19 protein-coding genes and 1 tRNA gene are annotated in these 17,399 nt (G+C 66.2%); 7 read left to right on the plus strand and 13 right to left on the minus strand.

Going from position 1 to position 17,399, the window contains the following annotated elements:
* The first annotated feature begins 146 nt into the window (after positions 1-146).
* Together L1087_RS11015 and L1087_RS11020 are read left to right on the plus strand one after the other, a co-directional pair.
* Positions 147-848 (plus strand): PIG-L deacetylase family protein, encoded by a 702-nt coding sequence (locus tag L1087_RS11015; RefSeq protein WP_167817000.1) that lies wholly within the window; start codon positions 147-149, stop codon positions 846-848.
* Positions 839-1,258, plus strand: coding sequence for an archease (locus L1087_RS11020; protein WP_234558948.1), 420 nt, complete (start codon positions 839-841; stop codon positions 1,256-1,258). Before L1087_RS11015 ends, L1087_RS11020 begins: the two co-directional genes overlap by 10 nt.
* Here L1087_RS11020 and plsX read toward each other — a convergent pair.
* Genes plsX through folK form a run of 4 tightly spaced genes read right to left on the minus strand, consistent with a single transcriptional unit; the run spans position 1,247 to position 3,519 of the window.
* The gene (plsX, locus tag L1087_RS11025) at positions 1,247-2,227 is read right to left on the minus strand and encodes a phosphate acyltransferase PlsX (RefSeq protein WP_234558995.1); all 981 of its coding nucleotides are present in this window, start codon (positions 2,225-2,227) and stop codon (positions 1,247-1,249) included. The two genes, L1087_RS11020 and plsX, sit on opposite strands and share 12 nt — an antisense overlap.
* Before the next feature lie 2 nt (positions 2,228-2,229).
* Entirely contained in the window at positions 2,230-2,562 is a 333-nt protein-coding gene (gene trxA / locus L1087_RS11030) for a thioredoxin (protein ID WP_038040375.1), read from the minus strand.
* A 57-nt stretch (positions 2,563-2,619) separates the two neighbouring features.
* The gene (locus L1087_RS11035) at positions 2,620-2,997 is read right to left on the minus strand and encodes an RNA-binding protein S1 (protein WP_038040376.1); all 378 of its coding nucleotides are present in this window, start codon (positions 2,995-2,997) and stop codon (positions 2,620-2,622) included.
* Positions 2,998-3,039: 42 nt separating this feature from the next.
* The gene (gene folK, locus L1087_RS11040) at positions 3,040-3,519 is read right to left on the minus strand and encodes a 2-amino-4-hydroxy-6-hydroxymethyldihydropteridine diphosphokinase (protein WP_038040378.1); all 480 of its coding nucleotides are present in this window, start codon (positions 3,517-3,519) and stop codon (positions 3,040-3,042) included.
* 139 nt (positions 3,520-3,658) lie between these two features.
* On the opposite strand from folK, the gene lysJ reads away from it, so the two are divergent.
* The 3 genes from lysJ to L1087_RS11055 are packed head-to-tail and all read left to right on the plus strand — an operon-like array spanning position 3,659 to position 7,550.
* Positions 3,659-4,840 carry a [LysW]-aminoadipate semialdehyde transaminase LysJ gene (lysJ, locus tag L1087_RS11045; RefSeq protein ID WP_234558950.1) on the plus strand — a complete coding sequence of 394 codons (1,182 nt, stop codon included), beginning with the start codon at positions 3,659-3,661 and terminating at the stop codon, positions 4,838-4,840.
* Position 4,841: 1 nt separating this feature from the next.
* Positions 4,842-5,930: a [LysW]-lysine hydrolase gene (locus L1087_RS11050; protein ID WP_234558951.1), complete on the plus strand. Its 1,089-nt coding sequence runs from the start codon at positions 4,842-4,844 to the stop codon at positions 5,928-5,930.
* A 3-nt stretch (positions 5,931-5,933) separates the two neighbouring features.
* Positions 5,934-7,550 carry a GGDEF domain-containing protein gene (locus L1087_RS11055; RefSeq protein WP_386083620.1) on the plus strand — a complete coding sequence of 539 codons (1,617 nt, stop codon included), beginning with the start codon at positions 5,934-5,936 and terminating at the stop codon, positions 7,548-7,550.
* A gap of 58 nt (positions 7,551-7,608) precedes the next feature.
* Here the strand turns inward: L1087_RS11055 and L1087_RS11060 are convergent, their stop codons facing one another.
* From L1087_RS11060 to L1087_RS11095, 8 genes are all read right to left on the minus strand, one after another.
* Complete coding sequence (locus tag L1087_RS11060; protein ID WP_167764563.1) at positions 7,609-8,220, minus strand: DUF1641 domain-containing protein; 612 nt, start codon at positions 8,218-8,220, stop codon at positions 7,609-7,611.
* A gap of 8 nt (positions 8,221-8,228) precedes the next feature.
* The gene (locus L1087_RS11065) at positions 8,229-9,365 is read right to left on the minus strand and encodes an NAD(P)/FAD-dependent oxidoreductase (RefSeq protein ID WP_234558955.1); all 1,137 of its coding nucleotides are present in this window, start codon (positions 9,363-9,365) and stop codon (positions 8,229-8,231) included.
* 121 nt (positions 9,366-9,486) lie between these two features.
* Positions 9,487-10,491: a hypothetical protein gene (locus L1087_RS11070; protein ID WP_234558956.1), complete on the minus strand. Its 1,005-nt coding sequence runs from the start codon at positions 10,489-10,491 to the stop codon at positions 9,487-9,489.
* Entirely contained in the window at positions 10,475-10,987 is a 513-nt protein-coding gene (locus L1087_RS11075; RefSeq protein ID WP_234558996.1) for a c-type cytochrome, read from the minus strand. Before L1087_RS11075 ends, L1087_RS11070 begins: the two co-directional genes overlap by 17 nt.
* On the minus strand, positions 10,983-11,501 hold the full coding sequence (locus L1087_RS11080) for a DUF3341 domain-containing protein (RefSeq protein WP_135260648.1): 519 nt from the start codon (positions 11,499-11,501) through the stop codon (positions 10,983-10,985). The genes L1087_RS11075 and L1087_RS11080 overlap by 5 nt, the downstream gene beginning before the upstream one ends.
* Positions 11,502-11,510: 9 nt before the next feature.
* Complete coding sequence (gene nrfD, locus L1087_RS11085) at positions 11,511-12,863, minus strand: NrfD/PsrC family molybdoenzyme membrane anchor subunit (protein ID WP_234558957.1); 1,353 nt, start codon at positions 12,861-12,863, stop codon at positions 11,511-11,513.
* Positions 12,853-15,492 carry a 4Fe-4S dicluster domain-containing protein gene (locus L1087_RS11090; protein WP_234558958.1) on the minus strand — a complete coding sequence of 880 codons (2,640 nt, stop codon included), beginning with the start codon at positions 15,490-15,492 and terminating at the stop codon, positions 12,853-12,855. The genes nrfD and L1087_RS11090 overlap by 11 nt, the downstream gene beginning before the upstream one ends.
* 8 nt (positions 15,493-15,500) lie before the next feature.
* Positions 15,501-16,136: a cytochrome c3 family protein gene (locus L1087_RS11095; protein ID WP_234558959.1), complete on the minus strand. Its 636-nt coding sequence runs from the start codon at positions 16,134-16,136 to the stop codon at positions 15,501-15,503.
* Positions 16,137-16,364: 228 nt separating this feature from the next.
* On the opposite strand from L1087_RS11095, the gene L1087_RS11100 reads away from it, so the two are divergent.
* Together L1087_RS11100 and tsaE are read left to right on the plus strand one after the other, a co-directional pair.
* A tRNA-Leu gene (locus L1087_RS11100) sits at positions 16,365-16,451 on the plus strand.
* Positions 16,452-16,479: 28 nt separating this feature from the next.
* Positions 16,480-16,950, plus strand: a complete 471-nt coding sequence (tsaE, locus tag L1087_RS11105) for a tRNA (adenosine(37)-N6)-threonylcarbamoyltransferase complex ATPase subunit type 1 TsaE (RefSeq protein ID WP_135260652.1) — start codon at positions 16,480-16,482, stop codon at positions 16,948-16,950.
* Here the strand turns inward: tsaE and L1087_RS11110 are convergent.
* Positions 16,879-17,367 (minus strand): TlpA family protein disulfide reductase, encoded by a 489-nt coding sequence (locus L1087_RS11110; protein ID WP_038040398.1) that lies wholly within the window; start codon positions 17,365-17,367, stop codon positions 16,879-16,881. The two genes, tsaE and L1087_RS11110, sit on opposite strands and share 72 nt — an antisense overlap.
* Positions 17,368-17,399: the final 32 nt, after the last annotated feature.

Raw genomic sequence — 17,399 nt, forward strand, 5'->3', positions numbered from 1 at the left:
CAGGATCAAACTCTCCAATAAAATCAACGCCCGAAGGCGTTTTGTCTCGTGGGTTGCCCTATTCCTGCGCTTTCAAGATCCCCCGCCGGTCCAACCGGCGCAACATTGAATGTACCAGGCAGGGGCATTTCTGTCAAGATGGGGGCATGTTGGACCTCTTGGTGGTGGTCCCCCATCCCGACGACGAAAGCTTCGGCGCTGGGGGAGCGCTCCTTCTGGCCAAAAAGGAGGGGCTCAGGACGGGCATCCTCACCCTCACCCGAGGGGAGGCGGGAAGAACCCTGGGGCTTTGCCCCCCTGAGGAACTGCCCAGGGTGCGGACCCAAGAGCTTGAGCGGGCGGCAGAGATCCTGGAGGTGGACTTCCTCGAGGTCCTCTCCTTCCCCAACGCCCTACCCCAGGCGGCCCACCTGGACCACAGGGGCCCCAAAGGGGCGGCGGAGGGACCCCGCGGGCTAGCCTCGGGAAAAGGCCTCCTCGACCACCCCGAGGCGGAAGCGGCCATCCGGGAAAGGCTTCTTGCCCAAAGGCCCCGCTATGTCCTGACCTTTCCCCCTGATGGCATCAACGGCCACCCCGACCACGTGGCCACAAGCCGCTACGCTACCCGGGCGGCAGAGGGCCTGGCCCGGGTGGCATACTTCGTGCGGCCCGAAGGCCCCTGGCCCGTCACCCACCGCCTACACCTACCCGAGTGGGCCCTGGCCCGAAAGCTCAAGGCCCTGGCCCAGCACCGGACCCAGGCCCTGTCCTTGCTGGATTTTATGGAAAGGTATCCGGAAAGACTCTGGACGGAAACCTTCCACCTCTCCGGAACGGAGGGCACCCAGGAGGGGCCATGGTGGTAAAGCCCCTGGACCACACCGCCGACGTGGGGTTCCTCCTGGAGGCAGAAAGCCTCGAGGGCCTCTTCCAGGCCGCCCTGAAAGGGCTTCTCCAGGTGATGTTCCTCTCTCCCCCCAAAGGGGGAAGCCGGCGCAGGCGCCTTTCCCTGGAGGCGGAGGACCTGGAAACCCTCCTGGTTCGTTTCCTGAACGAGCTCATCTACCTGATCCAGACCAAGGGCTTCGTGCCCGGGAAGGCACGGGTACGGGTACAAACGGAAGCCGGGGGCTACCGCCTTACCGCCACCCTTTGGGGTGAACCCTTCCAGGAGAGCTTTGGCTTCCAGGGAGAGGTGAAAAGCGCCACCTTCCACGGCCTGGAGGTGAGCCGGGAAAACGGAGCATGGAAGGCCCAGGTGATCCTAGACGTGTAGGGCGGAAAGACCCGCCCGCACCCGGTCCAAAAGCCCTGCCGCCACCAGGCTCCTGGCCCGAAGAAGGGCGTTTTTCACCGCCAAAGCGTCGGCGGAACCGTGGCCGATAAAGACCGCCCCCTCCACCCCCAGAAGGGGCATGGCCCCGTACTGGGCGGGATCCACCCGTTCCCGCACCCGGCGCAAGGCCCCCCGGGCCAGGAGGGCCCCGAGCCGGGCCAGGGGAGTAGAGGTGAGGGCCTCCTTGATCCAGCTGAGGAGGACCTTGGCCTCCCCCTCCGCCAGCTTCAGGACCACATTACCGGTAAAGCCGTCGGTGACCACCACCTCCGCGGTGCCCAAGAAGATGTCCCGCCCCTCCACGTTGCCGTAGAAGCGCTCCCCCAAGGCCGCCTTGAGGAGGGGGTAGGCCTCCAGCACCAAGGCGTTGCCCTTCCCCTCCTCCTCCCCGATGGAGAGGAGGCCCACCTTGGCCCCGGGAAGCCCCGAGGCCTCGGCATAGGCCAGGCCCATGGCGGCGAACTGCACCAAGAAAGAGGGCCTGCAGTCGGCGTTGGCCCCCCCGTCCAGGAGGAAGGTGCGCCCTCTTTGGCTGGGGAACTCCACCAAGAGGGCAGGCCGTTCCACCCCCTTGACCCGCCCCAGGGTAAAGAGGGCCGCGGCCATGGTGGCCCCGGTGTGGCCCATGGAAACCACCGCCTCCACCTCGCCCCGCTTCAGGAGGTCCATGGCCACCATGATGGAGCTTTCCCGGCGCCTCCTCACCTCGGTGGCGTGCTCCTCCATGGGGATCCAGTCCGGAGCATGGTGGATGGGCAAGGAAGCCCCCAGGCGGGCAAGCTCGGCCCGCAGGCGGACCTCCTCCCCCACCAGGAGGACCTCCACCCCCTCCTTTGCCGCCAGGAGGGCCCCCTGGACCGTGACCCCGGGGCCCCGGTCCCCCCCCATGGCGTCCAGGGCGATCCTCACGTTCATGCGCTTGGGGGCAGGTGCTTTTGGATTTTGGCCTCAAAATTGCGCTTGGGCTGGGCCCCCACCAGGACCTCCACCGGCTGGCCGTTTTTGAAGAGGATCACCGTGGGGATGCTCATGACCCTAAAGCGCATGGCCGTCTTGGGGTTTTCGTCCACGTCCAGCTTGGCCACCAAGAGCTTCCCCTCGTACTCCCTAGCCAGCTCCTCGAGGATGGGAGCGATCATGCGGCAAGGAGCGCACCACTCCGCCCAGAAGTCCACCAGGACCAGGGGGTGTCCGCCTAAGGTCTGGTCAAAGTTGGCGTCGGTAACCTCTATGGGCTTCGCCATACCCCATCACTTTAAAGCAAAACCCCGGGGGCATACACCCCCGGGGAACCCTTTGGGCTAGCGCTTCCTCCTACCGCCCTTCTTGCCCCCCTTGCCGCCAAAGCCCCCGGTACCCCGGAGGAAGCTTTTGAGCTTGTTCTCAAACTCCGGGGACTGCTTGGGCAGGCGCCGGGGCCTGGGGGGCGGAGCCCCTTCCGGGGCGGGGGTAAGGTCCTTGATGGAAAGGTCCAGACGGCCCTTGGCATCCCGTCCCTTCACCATCACCTGGACGATGTCCCCCTCATTGAGGAAGTCCCGCACGTTCCTCACGAACTCGTGGGCGATCTGGGAGATATGCACCAGCCCCTGCTCGCCCCCCGGGAGCTCCACAAAGGCGCCAAAATCCGTAACCCGCACCACCCGACCCTCTACAACGCTTCCAGCTTCTAGCTCCACTTTCCTTCTCCCTTTGCGCGGCTAGGATCCGCGATGCCCCCACTATAGCACAAAGGGCCGCACCCCCTTGCGGTCCAGGAGGGCGAGGAGCTCAGCAAAGGTGCGCCCGAGCACCGGGTGGCGCCCCTCCGGGATGAGGTCGGCCAGGGGCACCAGGACGAAGGCCCGCTGGTGGAGCCGGGGATGGGGCACCTCGAGGCCCTCCTCCTCCAGGACCCAGTCCCCATAGAGAAGGAGGTCCAGGTCAATGGTCCGAGGCCCCCAGCGCTCCTTACGCTCCCGCCCCAAAGCCCGCTCGATCTCGAGGAGGGCCTCCAAGAGGCGCTGGGGAGGAAGCCCTGTGTCCACCTCCGCCACCAGGTTCAGGTAAGGAGGCTGGGGCGGGCCCACGGGATCGGTTTCGTACACGGGGGAAAGCCGCAGAAGCCGGGTCTCGGGGAGCCGGGAAAGGAGGGAAAGGGCCTGTAAAAGATAGCCCGCCCGGTCCCCCAGGTTGGAACCCAAGCCCACATAGGCCAGCACCTCCCCAGTCTATCCGTTGACAAGGTGGTCCCGCCCCCCTACCCTGAAGGGGAGATGGCCGCCCGGGGCAAAACCTGATGGGGCCTGGGAAGCCTGGCTTCCCGGGCCCGCCCGGGGGCTTTTCTTTTGGGAGGAAGGCATGGTGAAGGAGGACTGGCGGACGCTTTTAGAAGCGGAAAAGAGCCTGGACACCGGCGTCTACACCAAGCACGACCTCCTTTTGGTACGGGGACAGGGAGCCCGGGTCTGGGATGCCGAGGGCCACGAGTACATCGACTGCGTGGGGGGCTACGGGGTGGCCAACCTGGGCCACGCCAACCCCGAGGTGGTGGAGGCCATCAAGAAGCAGGCGGAAACCCTCCTCTCCATGCCCCAGACCCTGCCCACCCCCATGCGGGGGGAGTTCTACCGCACCCTGGTAAGCCTCCTTCCCCCCGAGCTCAACCGGGTCTTCCCCACCAACTCCGGCACCGAGGCCAACGAGGCGGCCATCAAGTTCGCCTGGGCCCACACCAAGAGGCGGAAGCTGGTGGCGGCCATGCGGGGGTTCTCGGGCCGCACCCTGGGGAGCCTTTCCGTCACCTGGGAGCCCAAGTACCGCGAGCCCTTTATGCCCCTCCTAGGCCCCGTGGAGTTCATCCCCTATAACGATGTGGAGGCCCTGAGGCGGGCGGTGGACGAGGAAACCGCGGCGGTGATCCTCGAGCCCGTCCAAGGGGAAGGGGGTGTGCGCCCCGCCACCCCGGAGTTTTTGCAAGCCGCCCGGGAGGTGACTTGGGAAAAGGGTGCCCTCCTCATCCTGGATGAGATCCAGACCGGCATGGGCCGCACGGGGCGGCGCTTCGCCTTTGAGCACTACGGGGTGGTGCCCGACATCCTCACCCTGGCCAAGGCCCTGGGGGGCGGGGTGCCCATAGGGGCGGCGGTGATGCGGGAGGAGGTGGCCAGGAGCATGCCCAAAGGCGGGCACGGCACCACCTTCGGCGGGAACCCCCTGGCCATGGCCGCGGGGGTGGCCGCCCTGCGCTACCTGGAGCGCACCCGGCTTTGGGAGCGGGCGGCGGAGCTAGGCCCCTGGTTCATGGAGAAGCTCAAGGAGATACCCTCCCCCAAGGTCCGGGAGGTGCGGGGCCTGGGCCTCATGGTGGGCCTCGAGCTCAAGGAGAAGGCCGCCCCCTACATCGAGCGCCTGGAGAAGGAACACCGGGTGCTGACCCTGCAGGCGGGCCCCACGGTGATCCGCTTCCTGCCCCCCTTGGTGATCGAGAAGGCTGACCTGGAGCGGGTGGTGGAGGCGGTGCGGGCGGTGCTTACCTCCTGAGATGAAGGCGGACACCTTAGACCCCGTGGAGTTCCTCAAAGGGGCCCTGGAGATCCCCTCCCCCTCAGGGGAAGAACGCCTGGTGGCAGAGTACCTGGCGGAGGGGATGAAGCGGCTGGGCCTTAGGGGCTTCGTGGACGAAGCGGACAACGCCCGGGGACAGGTGGGGGAAGGCCCCGTGCAGGTGGTCCTCCTGGGCCACATCGATACCGTGCCCGGGGTGGTGCCCGTCAGGCTGGAGGGCGGCAAGCTCTTCGGCCGGGGGGCGGTGGACGCCAAGGGCCCTTTCGTGGCCATGGTCTTCGCCGCGGCGGGGCTTTCCCAGGAGGCCAGGAAGCGCCTCACCGTCCACCTGGTGGGGGCCACGGAGGAGGAGGCCCCGAGCTCCAAGGGGGCCCGCTTCGTGGCCCCCAGGCTCAAGCCGGACTATGTGGTCATCGGCGAGCCCTCGGGCTGGGAGGGCATCACCCTGGGCTACAAGGGGAGGCTTCTGGTGAAGGCCAGGCGGGAAAAGGACAACTTCCACTCCGCCCACCACGAGCCCAACGCCGCGGAGGAACTCATCAGCTACTTCGTGGCCATCAAGGCCTGGGCCGAGGCCATGAACGTGGGGCAAAGGGCCTTCGACCAGGTGCAGTACACCCTGCGGGACTTCCGGGTCCACCCCGCAGAGCTCAAGCAGGTGGCGGAGATGTTCTTTGACCTGCGCCTTCCCCCTAGGCTTCCCCCGGAAGAGGCCATCCGCCACCTCACCGCCTACGCCCCTCCTACCATCGAGCTGGAGTTCTTCGGCCGGGAGGTGCCCTACCTGGGCCCCAAGGACACCCCCCTCACCCGGGCCCTGCGCCAGGGGATCCGCAAGGCCGGGGGGAAGCCCGTGTTCAAGCTGAAGACCGGCACCAGCGACATGAACGTCCTGGCGCCCCATTGGAAGGTGCCCATGGTGGCCTACGGCCCGGGGGACTCCACCCTGGACCACACCCCCCACGAGCACATAGAGGTGGAGGAGTTCCTGAAAGGAATAGAAGCGCTTAGGGAAGCCCTCGAGGCCCTGGCCAAAACGCACCCACCGGAGCCAGTCCTAGGCTAAACTGTGGCCGTGGTCGCCTATGGGTTAGGGCTTGTCGCCCTTCTTGTATTCCTGGGTCTATTCCCCCCCACCGCCCCGTGGAGCGAGCGCTTCCTCACCCCCCTGGTGGCCCTGGGAGGGGGGGTTTTCCTTCTCAGGCACCGGCAGGAATCCTGGGGCCTGGGGCTTCTCTTCCTGGGGCTCGGGGACCTGGCCTGGACCCTGGAAGATCTGAAGAGCCTACCCCGAGGCCTGTACCTGGAGTTCCCCTACGTGGTGGGGTATGCCGCCTTAACCTGGGCTCTTCTCAAGATCCCCGGGGAGAAGCCTCGCCTAAGCCTCCTTCTGATGCCCCTGGCCCTTCTGGGCCTGGCCTCTGCTTTGAAGCCGGAACTGGGCATAGACCGGATCTACACCGTGTGGGATGCCCTCCTCCTTCTCCTTCTTCTGCTCAGGCTGGAGCCCCTGTTCCAGGAAGGCCTTCCGGGGGGACGGGCCCTTTGGGGGGTGGGCTTCCTCCTCTTCTTGGTAGCGGACATGGCCTACGCCTTCCTGGAAGCGGCGGGCGGCTACCCCACGGGCCACCCCGTCCACCTCCTCTGGACCTTGGGGTACCTCCTCCTGGCCCTGGGGGTGGTGGAGGAGCGGGAAGGACGCGCCTCCTTTTTGGGGCAAGCCCTGGCCCTGGGCAGCCTCTTTTTCATGCCCGCCGTCCTTCTCAACGACCCCACCCCCTGGAGTGTCCGGCTCCTGGCCCTTTACGGGGGGCTGGTGGGAGCGCTAGGCCTTCTCTATGCCCTCCACCTGGAGTGGCGGCGCACCGAGGAGAAGCGGGTCCGCTGGACCCACTTCTTGGAGGCGCTGGCCCGCCTTTCCCCCAGCGTGACCCAGACCCTGAGCCCAGAAGGAGTCCTCCTGGAGGCCCTGGGGGCAGCCCAGCACCTCGTTCCCCAGGCGGTGGGCCTCGAGGTGCGGGGAAGGCGGGGCCTGGTGGGGGAGCGTACCCCCCACTCCTTGACCATCCCCCTAAACGGGGACGCCGCCTACCTCTACCTGCGCACCCCCCCGGAAGAACCCGTACCCCAAGGCTTCCTCTCCCTCCTGGGGGAGCGCATCAAACAGGTGCTGAAGCAGGTGGAGTGGGGTACCCTGGCCCTCACCGATCCCCTCACGGGCCTCCTGAACCGGAGGGGCCTGGAGGTGGAGCTCCCCAAGCTCCTGGCCCTGGCCCGCCGCTACGGGGCCCCCGTGAGCGTGGTGATGCTGGACATCGACCGCTTCAAGCGGGTGAACGACACCTACGGCCACCCCGTGGGGGATGAGGTACTAAGGCTCCTGGGGCGCATTCTCCAGGCCAGCGTGCGCCGCGAAGACCTGGCGGTGCGCTACGGGGGGGAGGAGTTTTTGCTCCTCCTCTACGGGGCCAACCGCGAAGCGGCCAAGGAGGTGGTGGAACGCATCCGCTACCGCTTCCGCACCCAACGGGTGGAACCCATCCCCTACCCCCTCACCCTCTCCGCGGGCATCGCCGGCGGAGAGGTGCCGGAAGGGGAAGCGCAGGTGGAGGACTGGATCCTGAAGGCCGACTACGCCCTCCTGCGGGCCAAGGAAACCGGGCGGGACCGGGTGACCCTGGCCTAAAACCCCGTTGCGGCTTGCGCCGCAACGGGGGCCCCAAGAAGAGGGGCGCGCTTGGCCCTTACTTCTTGGGCATCATCTTGGCCATGAGGGCCTCGAGGGCCTTCATGTCCTCGTTGAGGTGGCCAAAAGCCTTACCCAAGGCCTTCAGGAGCAAGAAGAGGACGCCCAAAGCCTTCTGCACCTCGGGGTCAGAAAGCTGCTTCAAGACCCCCGTGAGGCCTACCCGGGGCGGATCCCGCATCACCTCGGGGGTGAAGGTCTCGGAGAGGCCCCGCTGCAGGGCGCCCGCCATCATGCCGATGGCCGCGGGCTCAATGCGGGAAAGGATGTCCAGGACGTTGGCCCCATGGGAGAGGAGCCTTAGGAGCTGGGGCTCCATGAGCATCCCCAAGCCCTCCCCGAAGTTCTCCGAGAGGTGGCCCAAGAAGGCCAGGGCCCCCGATTTCTCCAGTTTCTCTAAGGTTTCCGCTAGCTTCTCCAGGGCCTCGGCCTGGTCCAGGAAGCGGGCCAGGAGGGAGATGAGCTGCAGGTTCTTGGGGTCCAAGAGAAGGCCCAGGTTCTCGGCAAGGGTCTCCCCGGCCCCCATCTGGGCCAGGAGGCCGAGCCCACTCTTTTCCAAGACCTCCTCTATGTGGGCTAGCCTTTCTTCCACCGTAAGCATCTTTTCCATAGCCCCTCCTACTCGATCAAGGTGGCGAACCAGAAGCCCTCAAAGAGCATCTTGGTCACCCGCACCCACTTGCCCACGGCCATCACGCCGCAGGAGGGCATACCCGTGCCCGCCAGGAGCCGCTCAAAGGAGCACTGGGGCAGGAGGGCGTTATCGCCGAAGTCCATGATGCACATGGCCACGGGGTTGAAGGGCTCGCCGATATAGGCCCCCTTGAGGTCGGAGGCAATGACCCCGGCCACGTACTCCCCTTGGAAGTGGGCCACCACCCCGGCGGGGGGCAGCATCAGGGAGGGGTTCACCGTGTCCCCGATGACGAAGACGTTGGGGAACTTGGTGGAGCGGAAGGTGGACTTGTGCACCTCGGGGAAGCCCTGAGGCCCCGCCAGGGGGGACTCCCGCACCACCCGGTTGGGGGCGAAGGGCGGGGTGAGGATGAGGAGGTCGTAGGGAAGCTCCCGCCCGTCCTTGGCCTTGACCTTGCCCCCCTCAAAGGCCACCGGCTCAAACTCCCCGTGGAAGGCGATGCCCTTGGAACGGAGGATCTCCATGACCTTCCCCGAGATCACCGGACCCATGCCCGCCAGGGGCAAGGGGTTCAGGTGGAAAACGTCCACGGTGCTCTTTTCCCGCACCCCCTTGACCTTCAGGGCAAACTCCGCCTGGCCGGCCACCTCATAAGGGGCGGGAGGGCAGGGGTAGTAGGGGGAGGAAACCCCCACCACCACCCTGCCGCCCTTGAAACCTTTGAGGGCTTCCCGGAGCTTCAAAGCTCCTTCCAAGCTCCAGGGAGCGTAGCTGTCCTGGGCGGGGGAAGGCAACGGCTCGGCCCCCAGGGAGACGATCAGGTAGTCGTAGGCGAGCTCCCCGGCGCTGGTCCGCACCTTGTTGTTGGCCGGGTCCAGGGCCTCCACCATGGCCTGCAGGTACTGGATGCCCCGTTTTTCCAGGTTGGCCAGGGGCCTCCTCACCTGCTCGGGCTCCCGCATGCCGAAGGCCACCCAGGGGTAGGCGGGCATGAACTCGTGGTAGGCGTTCTTGTCCACCAGGGTGACCTCCACCTCGCGGCCCAAAAGCTTCTTCACCTTGTTGGCCGCCACCAGGCCACCCGAGCCGCCTCCCAGAACCAGAACCTTCGTCGCCATCTTCCACCTCCCGGGTACCCTTACCGTGTACCCCTAAGTCCAGGATGCACCCATCCTCTTTGTGAAGGTAGGTGCAAATGCCCCGCCCTCTGGGCGGGGCCATCCCTGGTTTAGGGAATCCTCAGGAGGGGTTCCGCAGGCGCTGGAGGAAGAAGAGGCCAAGGCCCAGGAAACCCAGCACCTCCCCGATCCCCACCCCCCGCCCCAGGGCGGGGAGCACGTACCAGGCCAGGTGCAGAAGGCGGAAAAGGGGAATCCAAAGGGCCACGGGCAGGAGAAACCGGGCCTCCCGCTTGGGCAGGTTGGTGAGAAGGTAGAGGAAAGGGAGGAGGAACCCACCTACGGCCCATAGGGCGGCCACCCCTCCCCAAGGACCCTCCAGCCGCTTCAGGTAGAACTCCACCTCGTGGGGCAGGTCCCCGCCCCAGACGATGATGAGGGTGGTGGCCTCCACGTAGATCCAAATGATGGACAGGGCCAGAAGGAGGTTGGTATGGTTCTGGGCCTGGCCCATAAGGGCCGCCGTACCCTGGCGGGCGGCCAAGGCCACGGCCACGGCCAGGGCCAGGAGGGTGGCGGAGAGGAGGAGGATGGCCCCAAAGGAGGCGGAGTAGAAGTGGGCCTCGAGGGCCATGAAGAGGTCATAGGTGAGGAAGGTGGCGGCGGCGAAGGTGAGGGGCAGCCCCCAGGCCCCCACCTCGGAGCGGTGCTCCCCGGGTTTCAGCTTCAGGAGTACCCAGGAGAAGAGGGTGAAGAAGAGGACGTAGCGCAGGAGCATGAAGGGGGCGTTCAGGTACCCCTCGCGGTGGGCCAGGATGGGGTCCAGGCTGGCCCCCGGCCGGGCCCAGGGAAAGAGCTCCGGCAGGAAGAGGAAGAAGGGAAGGCCCAACAAGCCCATGAGGGGAAGGGTCCGGGCCAGGGGGTAGAGGTAAGGCTCCAAGGGTACCCCCCAGCGGCTCTGCAGGGCGTTGTGCAGGAGGAGGAGCAAAAGCGCCCCCAGGGAAAGCAGGAGGAAGAAGGCGAAGGGGAAGTAGGCGGCGGGGGCCCCGAAGAGGAAGGCCAAGGCGTAGAGCAGAAGGCCCAGGTAAAAGGCTCCAGAGCGGCCCACTTCAATAGACCTCTGCATTCACCACCTCCAGGGGGCAGGCCTCCATCTGGAGGCACTGCTTGATGTAGCGGGCGATGAGCCAGCGCTCCCTCTCCGGGATGCGGCTCTTGTAGGAGAGCATGCGGCCAAAGCCGTTGGTGGCGGCAAAGTAGAAGTAGCCCTCGGGCATGGCCTTCACCGCTGGATCCAGCAAGGAGCGGGGCTTGGGCATCCCCAAGGGGATCACCCGCCCGTCCCCCTCCCCGTTAAGCCCGTGGCAGATGGCACAGAAGGAGCGGTAGAGGACCTTGCCCCGCAAAAGCTCCCCCTCCGTGAAGGTGAAGGGGTTGTCGGCAAACCCCCCCTCGGGCTTGAGCCCGGTACGCACCTCCAGGTTCAGGTTCTCCCCGAAGCGCACCCGTTCCGGGGCCACCTGGACCTGCAAAGGGGCTTCCCGAAAGGGCTTCACCTTGGGCTGGTCCCACATCCAGCCGCAGGCGGAAAGGAGAGGAAGAAGGAGAAGGAGGAGCCTAATCACGCCGCACCTCCTCCACCTCCGCCCCCAGTTCCCGCAGAAGGGCCTTGGTGCTCTCCAGGTCGAACCGGGGGTCTGTGGCGTAGACGAAGACCCCGTACTCGTCCAAAAGGACCCGCACGTACTCCTTGGCCCGCACCGCGGGGTGGGCGGCCAGGGGGAGGCCGTTTATGTACAGGAGAAAGAGGAAGATCCCCACGGTGATGGTGAGGATGGTGAGCTCAAAGGTCACGGGAATGAAGGCGGGCCAGCCCAACAGGGGCTTGCCCCCGGCGTTGTGGGGATAGTCCAAGGTGGTGTAGATCTGGAGGAAAAGCCCCAGGCCCACCCCCAAGACCCCCAGACCGAAGGCGATCCAGGGAATGCGCCCGTCCCCACCCAGCACCTCCTCTATGCCCTCCACGGGGTTTGGGGCGAGGGCCTCGAGGTGGCGGTATCCCCTTCCCTTGAGCACCCTCAAGGCCTCCAAAAGCCTTTCCGCCGAGTCAAAGTAGGCCATGAGTCCATACAGCATGGGCCCCTCCTAGTGCTTTCTCAGGCGGTGGAACAGGTGGACCATCTCCGCCACGGCGATGGGGGGGAAGATGCGGATGAAAAGGGAAAGACCGAAGAGGAAGAAGCCGATGGTCCCGAGGAAGAGGGTCCAGTCCACCCAGGTGGGGTAGTAAAGCTGGAAGTTCCCGGGGAGGAAGTCGTGGGACAGGCTGATCACCACGATCACGAAGCGCTCCAGCCACATGCCCACGTTGGCCAGGATGGAGAAGACGAAAAGCCAGGTGAGGTTCTTGCGGAAGCGGGGGAACCAAAGGGTCTGCAAGAGGACCACGTTGATGAGCATCATGGCCCAGTAGTAGGGGGCATAAGGCCCGGTCATGCGCCAAACCTGCTGCGCCCACTCCGCAGGCTCCCCCGCGTACCAGGCGATGAAGATCTCCAGGAGGTAGATGTAGGCCACCCCAAGCCCCGAGGCCAGGGTCACCTTGGCCATCCAGTCCAGGTGGCGGTCGGTGATCACCCCCTCCAGCCGGTACCACTTCCTTAGGGGGATGATGAGGGTCAGGGCCATGGCGAAGCCCGAGTAGATGGCCCCTGCGGCGAAGAAGGGGGGGAAGACGGTGAGGTGCCATCCCGGCACCAGGCCATAGGCGAAGTCCATGCTCACCACCGAGTGCACGGAGATCACCACTGGGGTAGCCAGGCCTGCCAGGAGCACGTACACCGCCCGGTAGCGCTGCCAGTGGACGGCGTTGCCCGTCCAGCCCAGGGAAAGCCAACCGTAAAACTTACGGCGCCACCCCCTGCTCCGCTCCCGCAACAGGGCCAGGTCGGGGATCAGGCCCAGGTAGAGGAAGAGGGTGGAGATGGTGATGTAGGTCATGATGGCCAGCACGTCCCAGGAGAGGGGGCTCTTGTACTGGGGCCAGAGGGCCATGTGGGTGGGGTAGGGCATGACCCAGTAGAAGTGCTGGGGCCGGCCCATGTGGATGAGGGGGAAGGTGGCCGCGGCCAGGATGGCGAAGAAGGTCATGGCCTCGGTGACCCGGTTCAGGGAGTCCCGCCAGTTCTGGCGCATGAGGACCAGGATGGCGCTGATCAGGGTCCCCGCGTGGCCGATGCCGATCCACCAGACGAAGTGCACGATGTCCAGCCCCCAGGCCACGGGCTGGTTGATGCCCCAGGTGCCCAGGCCTTTGACGAAGGTGACGAAGATGGCGTAGAGCCAGACTAGGGTCAGGGCCGCCCCCACGGCCACCACCACCTTCCAGGGCCGGGGCGGAGGCTTTTCCACGGGCTCCAAGAGCTTTTCCACCAGGGTCCTTTCCGTCCACTCCCCTTGGATCAGGTCGCGGTCGGGGTGGGGTTCCTTATGCGCCATGCTTCCCCTCCTTCAGCTTGGGATTGGGGTTTTTCAGGTGGGCCAGGTAGGTGGTGCGGGGCCAGGTGTTGGCTTCCTCCAGCAGGGTGTAGTGCCGCCCCTCCTTGCGGTGGGACTGGATGGGGTCCTCGGGGTCCAGGAGGTCCCCGAAGTGGATGGCCTTCCCCGGGCAGACCTCCTGGCAGGCGGTCTTGATCTCCCCGGTGCGGATCTTCCGCCCCTCCTGAGCTGCCCGGGCCCGGGTGGTTTCAATGCGCTGCACGCAGTAGGTGCACTTCTCCATCACCCCGCGGCTCCGCACCGTCACCTCGGGGTTCATGAGGAGGGAGAGGGGGCTTTCCTTAGCCCTTCTGGGGTCCCCCTTGCCCACGAAGGCCTCCCCGTAGGGGAAGAAGTTGAAGCGCCTCGCCTTGTAGGGGCAGTTGGCGGAGCAGTACTTGGTGCCCACGCAGCGGTTGTAGACCATAAGGTTCAAGCCCTCGCTGGAGTGCTCCGTGGCCGCCACTGGGCAGACCGCCTCACAGGGTGCCTTTTCGCAGTGCTGGCACATCACCGGCTGGTGCACCACCCCCTCCTCGGCGAAGTAGCGGTCCACGCGGATCCAGTGCATCTCCCGCCCCTTGGCCACCTCCTCCTTGCCCACCACGGGGATGTTGTTCTCCACCTGGCAGGCCAGGGTGCAAAGCCCACACCCCAGGCAGCGGCTGAGGTCCACGGTCATGGCCCAGGCGTGTTCCCCCTGGGGCCAGGGGGGGTAGAAGGAGATCCGCTTCTCCTTCTCCGGCTCGGCCTCGAGGGCCTGGGCCTCCTCCATCACCTTCACCGCCTCCACCTCGCCCAAGTACCCGTGGTACTGGGTGGACACCAAGGGGTAATGCCGGCCCGTGGCAGCCACCTCCATGGGCCAGACCACCCCTTCAGGGTGGAAGAAGTGGGAGAGGGGAGCCACCCCGCTCCCCTTGGGCAGACCGGGCAGAGGCCAAAGGGGCAGAAGGGCCTCCTTCCCCCCCGCCTTAACCCGTAGGAGGGGGCGCTTGGGATCCGCCTTCCGCTCCCTGGCCCGGATATCCCCTAAGAGGCCCAGGGCCTCGGTATCCTCCTCCCCAAGGAGCAGGGCCCCATCCCAGACCAGGCGGCTCAGGGGCCGGGGTAGCTCTTGCAAATAGGGGTTGTCGCGGTAGCGCCCGTCAAAGAGGCTGAAGTCGGGGCGGAGGGTGAGCTCCAGGGGGGCCTCCGCCCGCAAGGGGGGCAGGCGGCCTTCTAGCCCAGGGCGTACCGCCACAGGCACCTCTTCCGCTTCCGCCAAGGGCCTCCCCTCCGTCAGGGCCCGCTTCTCCTCGGGGGAAAGGGCGGGCAGCTCCTCCCCTAAAAGCCCCGCCAGCACCTCCTCCAGGCTCTTCCCGCCCCAGAGGGGTTGGATGAGGGCCTGGGCAGGCCAGAGCCGGCCCTCGGCATCCCGGTGCTGACCGGAGGCCTCAAGAGCATGGGCCAAGGGCAGGCTCCAACCGGCCCCCTGGTGGGGATAGAGGGAAAGGACTGCGGAAAAGGCCTTGCCCGAAAGGTTGGGCAAGGGTCCCTCCGCCGCCCACACCAGGCGCTCGGCCCCCTCGGCCTGGGAAAAGGCTTTGGGGGTAGCCGCCTCCTTCTCCGGGGGCTCCACATAGCGCACCGGGGCCTTAAGGACCTGGTTGATGGCCATGACCAGGGCCTGGGCCCCCGGGGAAAGCTGGGGCCCGGCCAAGACCACCCCGCCCCTTTGCAGGTCCTCCGCCAAGGCCGAGAGAAACCCCCCGTAGTCCGAGGCGGGGGTCCCCTGGACCACCCCCAGGGTCTGGGCCAGGGCCAGGGCAAAGGCCTCCACCTGGCTGGGCTTCAAGGCCAAGCGGTGGTCCGCCATGCTGCCCAAAAGGCTTGCCCCGCTTTCCACCGCATAGATGCGGTTCATGGGGGGAAGGCGCCTTTGGCTTAGGGCCGCCCACCAGAGGTAACCCGCCGGGTGCTCGTGCGCCTCCACATCCAGAAGGAGCACCGTCCCCGCCCGCTCCGGGGTGTACACGGGCCAGGCCCTCCGCCCGAAGGCCAGCTCCGCTCCCAGGTAGAGGTTCTCCAGGCTCCAAGCCTCAAACCGGGCCACCCGGAGGTTGGGGAAGCGGGCCTGGGCTCTTTCCAACAGGCCCTCGAGCCTAGGGGAGGTGGTGCGGGGCAGGACCAGAAGGGTCTCCCCCTCCGCCAAGGCCTTCCGCCAGGCCTGGTAGAAGCCTTCCCAATCCGGGGTCTTCCCCTGGCGGGCCGGGTCGTAGAGGGCGTATAGCCCCGCCAGGGGATAGGGGCTCATGGCCCTTTCCAAAGGCGCCAGGAAGAGGGGCCTTTCCTGGTAGACCTTTACCCGCACCGGCTCGGCAAAGCCGGCATGGACCGTGGCGGTGACGAACTCCGCCTCTCCCCCCTCCACCACCCATTCCGGCTGGCGCACGTAGGGTACCCCCTTCCGCCGCACCACCGGGGTACAGGCGGCCAGGGACAAAAGCCCCAAAGCCAAGAACCCCCGCCGGGACACAGGGCCAAAGGGAAACTCCTCACGGAAGAGCTCCCGCTCCAAAGCCTCTTCATAACCGCGCCGTTCCCTCATGAAGCCTCCTAGCGGTGACAGGTGTTGCAGCTGGTAAGGGCCTCCGCCGAGCGCACCTTATAGAGTTCCTTGAGCTTCTTGCCCAGCTCGGGATCCGGGGTGTAGGCCATGTTGAAGACCTGCTCCCTCGGCCTGAGGTGGGCTTCCGGCTGGCGGTGGCAGTCCAGGCAGAACTTCATGGTGAAGGCCTGGGGCTGGCGGACCACCACCATCTGGTCCACCCGGCCATGGCACTCGGCACACCCCACCCCCTTGGCCACATGGGCCCCGTGGTGGAAGTAGACGAAGTCCGGCAGGTTGATGACCCGGTTCCAGCGCAAGGGCTCCCCCGTTTCCCAGCTTTGCCGCACCAGGGCCAGGTTGGGGCTATCGGGTTTGATGAAGGTGTGGCAGGTCATGCAGGTTTCTGTGGAGGGAAGTCCGGCGTAGGCAGCATGTTCCACGGCCGAGTGACAGTAGCGGCAGGAAAGCCCCAAGCCTCCGGCGTGGAAGGCGTGGCTGAAGGGCACGGGCTGCTCCACGGGCTGGGTGCGGTACTCAAAAGCCCCCACCGCCACCCCGGAAAAGACCACCACCAGTAGCGCAAATACCCCCAGAACCGTTCCCCAGAAGAGGGTCCTTACCCATCGGTTGCGCCGCCGCATGCCACCTCCGGTCTTAAGGGCCAAGGCTACGGGCAAAGGGGCAAGGGGTCAATCAAGGGGCGTGGGTTTTTTCATAAGCGAATGGAACCTACCCGTGCCTACCCTTTAGCAAGGTCTTCTAATGGGTACACTAGCGGAAAGGGGAAGGGACAAATGTCCCAAACTCCGGCAAACCTTGACAAGGAGGAGGCTTTTGCTAAACTAAGGCTTGCGCGTAAGGCGCACCCTGCCGGGATGGTGGAACTGGTAGACACGCCATCTTGAGGGGGTGGTGCCCGCAAGGGCGTGCGGGTTCAAGTCCCGCTCCCGGCACCAAAGAGGCCCTTTGGGGCCTTTTTCCTTTATGCGGCTTCTCCTAGAGCGCACCCTCAAGACCCTCGAGGACACCCAGGCCCTGGCCCGGGAAGCCCTGGCCCTTTTTCCCCCGGGGGCCCTGGTGGTCTTGGAGGGCCCTTTGGGTGCGGGCAAGACCACCTTCGTCCGCTTTCTGGCCGAGGCCTTGGGCTTTAAGGGAAGGGTGACCAGCCCCAGCTACACCCTCATCCACACCTACCCCACCCCGGAAGGCCCCCTGGCCCATGCGGACCTCTACCGCCTAAATGACCAGAGGGCCCTTCTGCCCCAGCTGGAGGCCGCCCGGGAAGGGGCCCGCCTTCTCCTGGTGGAGTGGGGGGACCCTGGCCTCCTCGAGGCCGATTTCCTCCTGCGCTTCAGCCCCCAAGGGGAGGTGCGCCGGGCCGAGCTATGGCACCTCCACCCCGGCCAGGAGGAGGGCATCCAGCAAGGCCTCCCGCCCGGCCCGCCCGGCGAATAGGGCCACCACCTTGCCTTCGGCATCCACCACGAAGGTCCAAGGCTGGCCCACCACCTTGAAGCGGTTGGCCACCTCGGGGGGTTTGTCCTTCTCCGAGGCCAGCAAGGGAATGAACCGGGGAAAGGCCTTCATGTACTCCAGCACCACCTCCTTGGTGTCCTTGGGCTCCCGGCTGATCACATAGAAGGGCACCCGGGTTTCCTCCGCCACCTGGTAAAGCCCTGGGAACTCCGCCTTGCACACCGGGCACCAGCTGGCCCAGAAGACAATGACCGCAGGCTTCTTCATGGTGGCGGGGGTAATAAGGTTGCCCTTGGGATCCAGAAGGGCGAACTCGGGCAGGCGCTGGCCCGGCTGCACCGCAAGAGCCAGGCCGAGAAGCAACCAACCCACTCCCCCTAGCCATCGCTTGACCATGCTTCCATTGTTTACCCTAGCGGGGATGGGTA

This window comes from Thermus tengchongensis, from assembly GCF_021462405.1.
In the GTDB taxonomy this organism is placed as follows: Bacteria; Deinococcota; Deinococci; order Deinococcales; family Thermaceae; genus Thermus; species Thermus tengchongensis.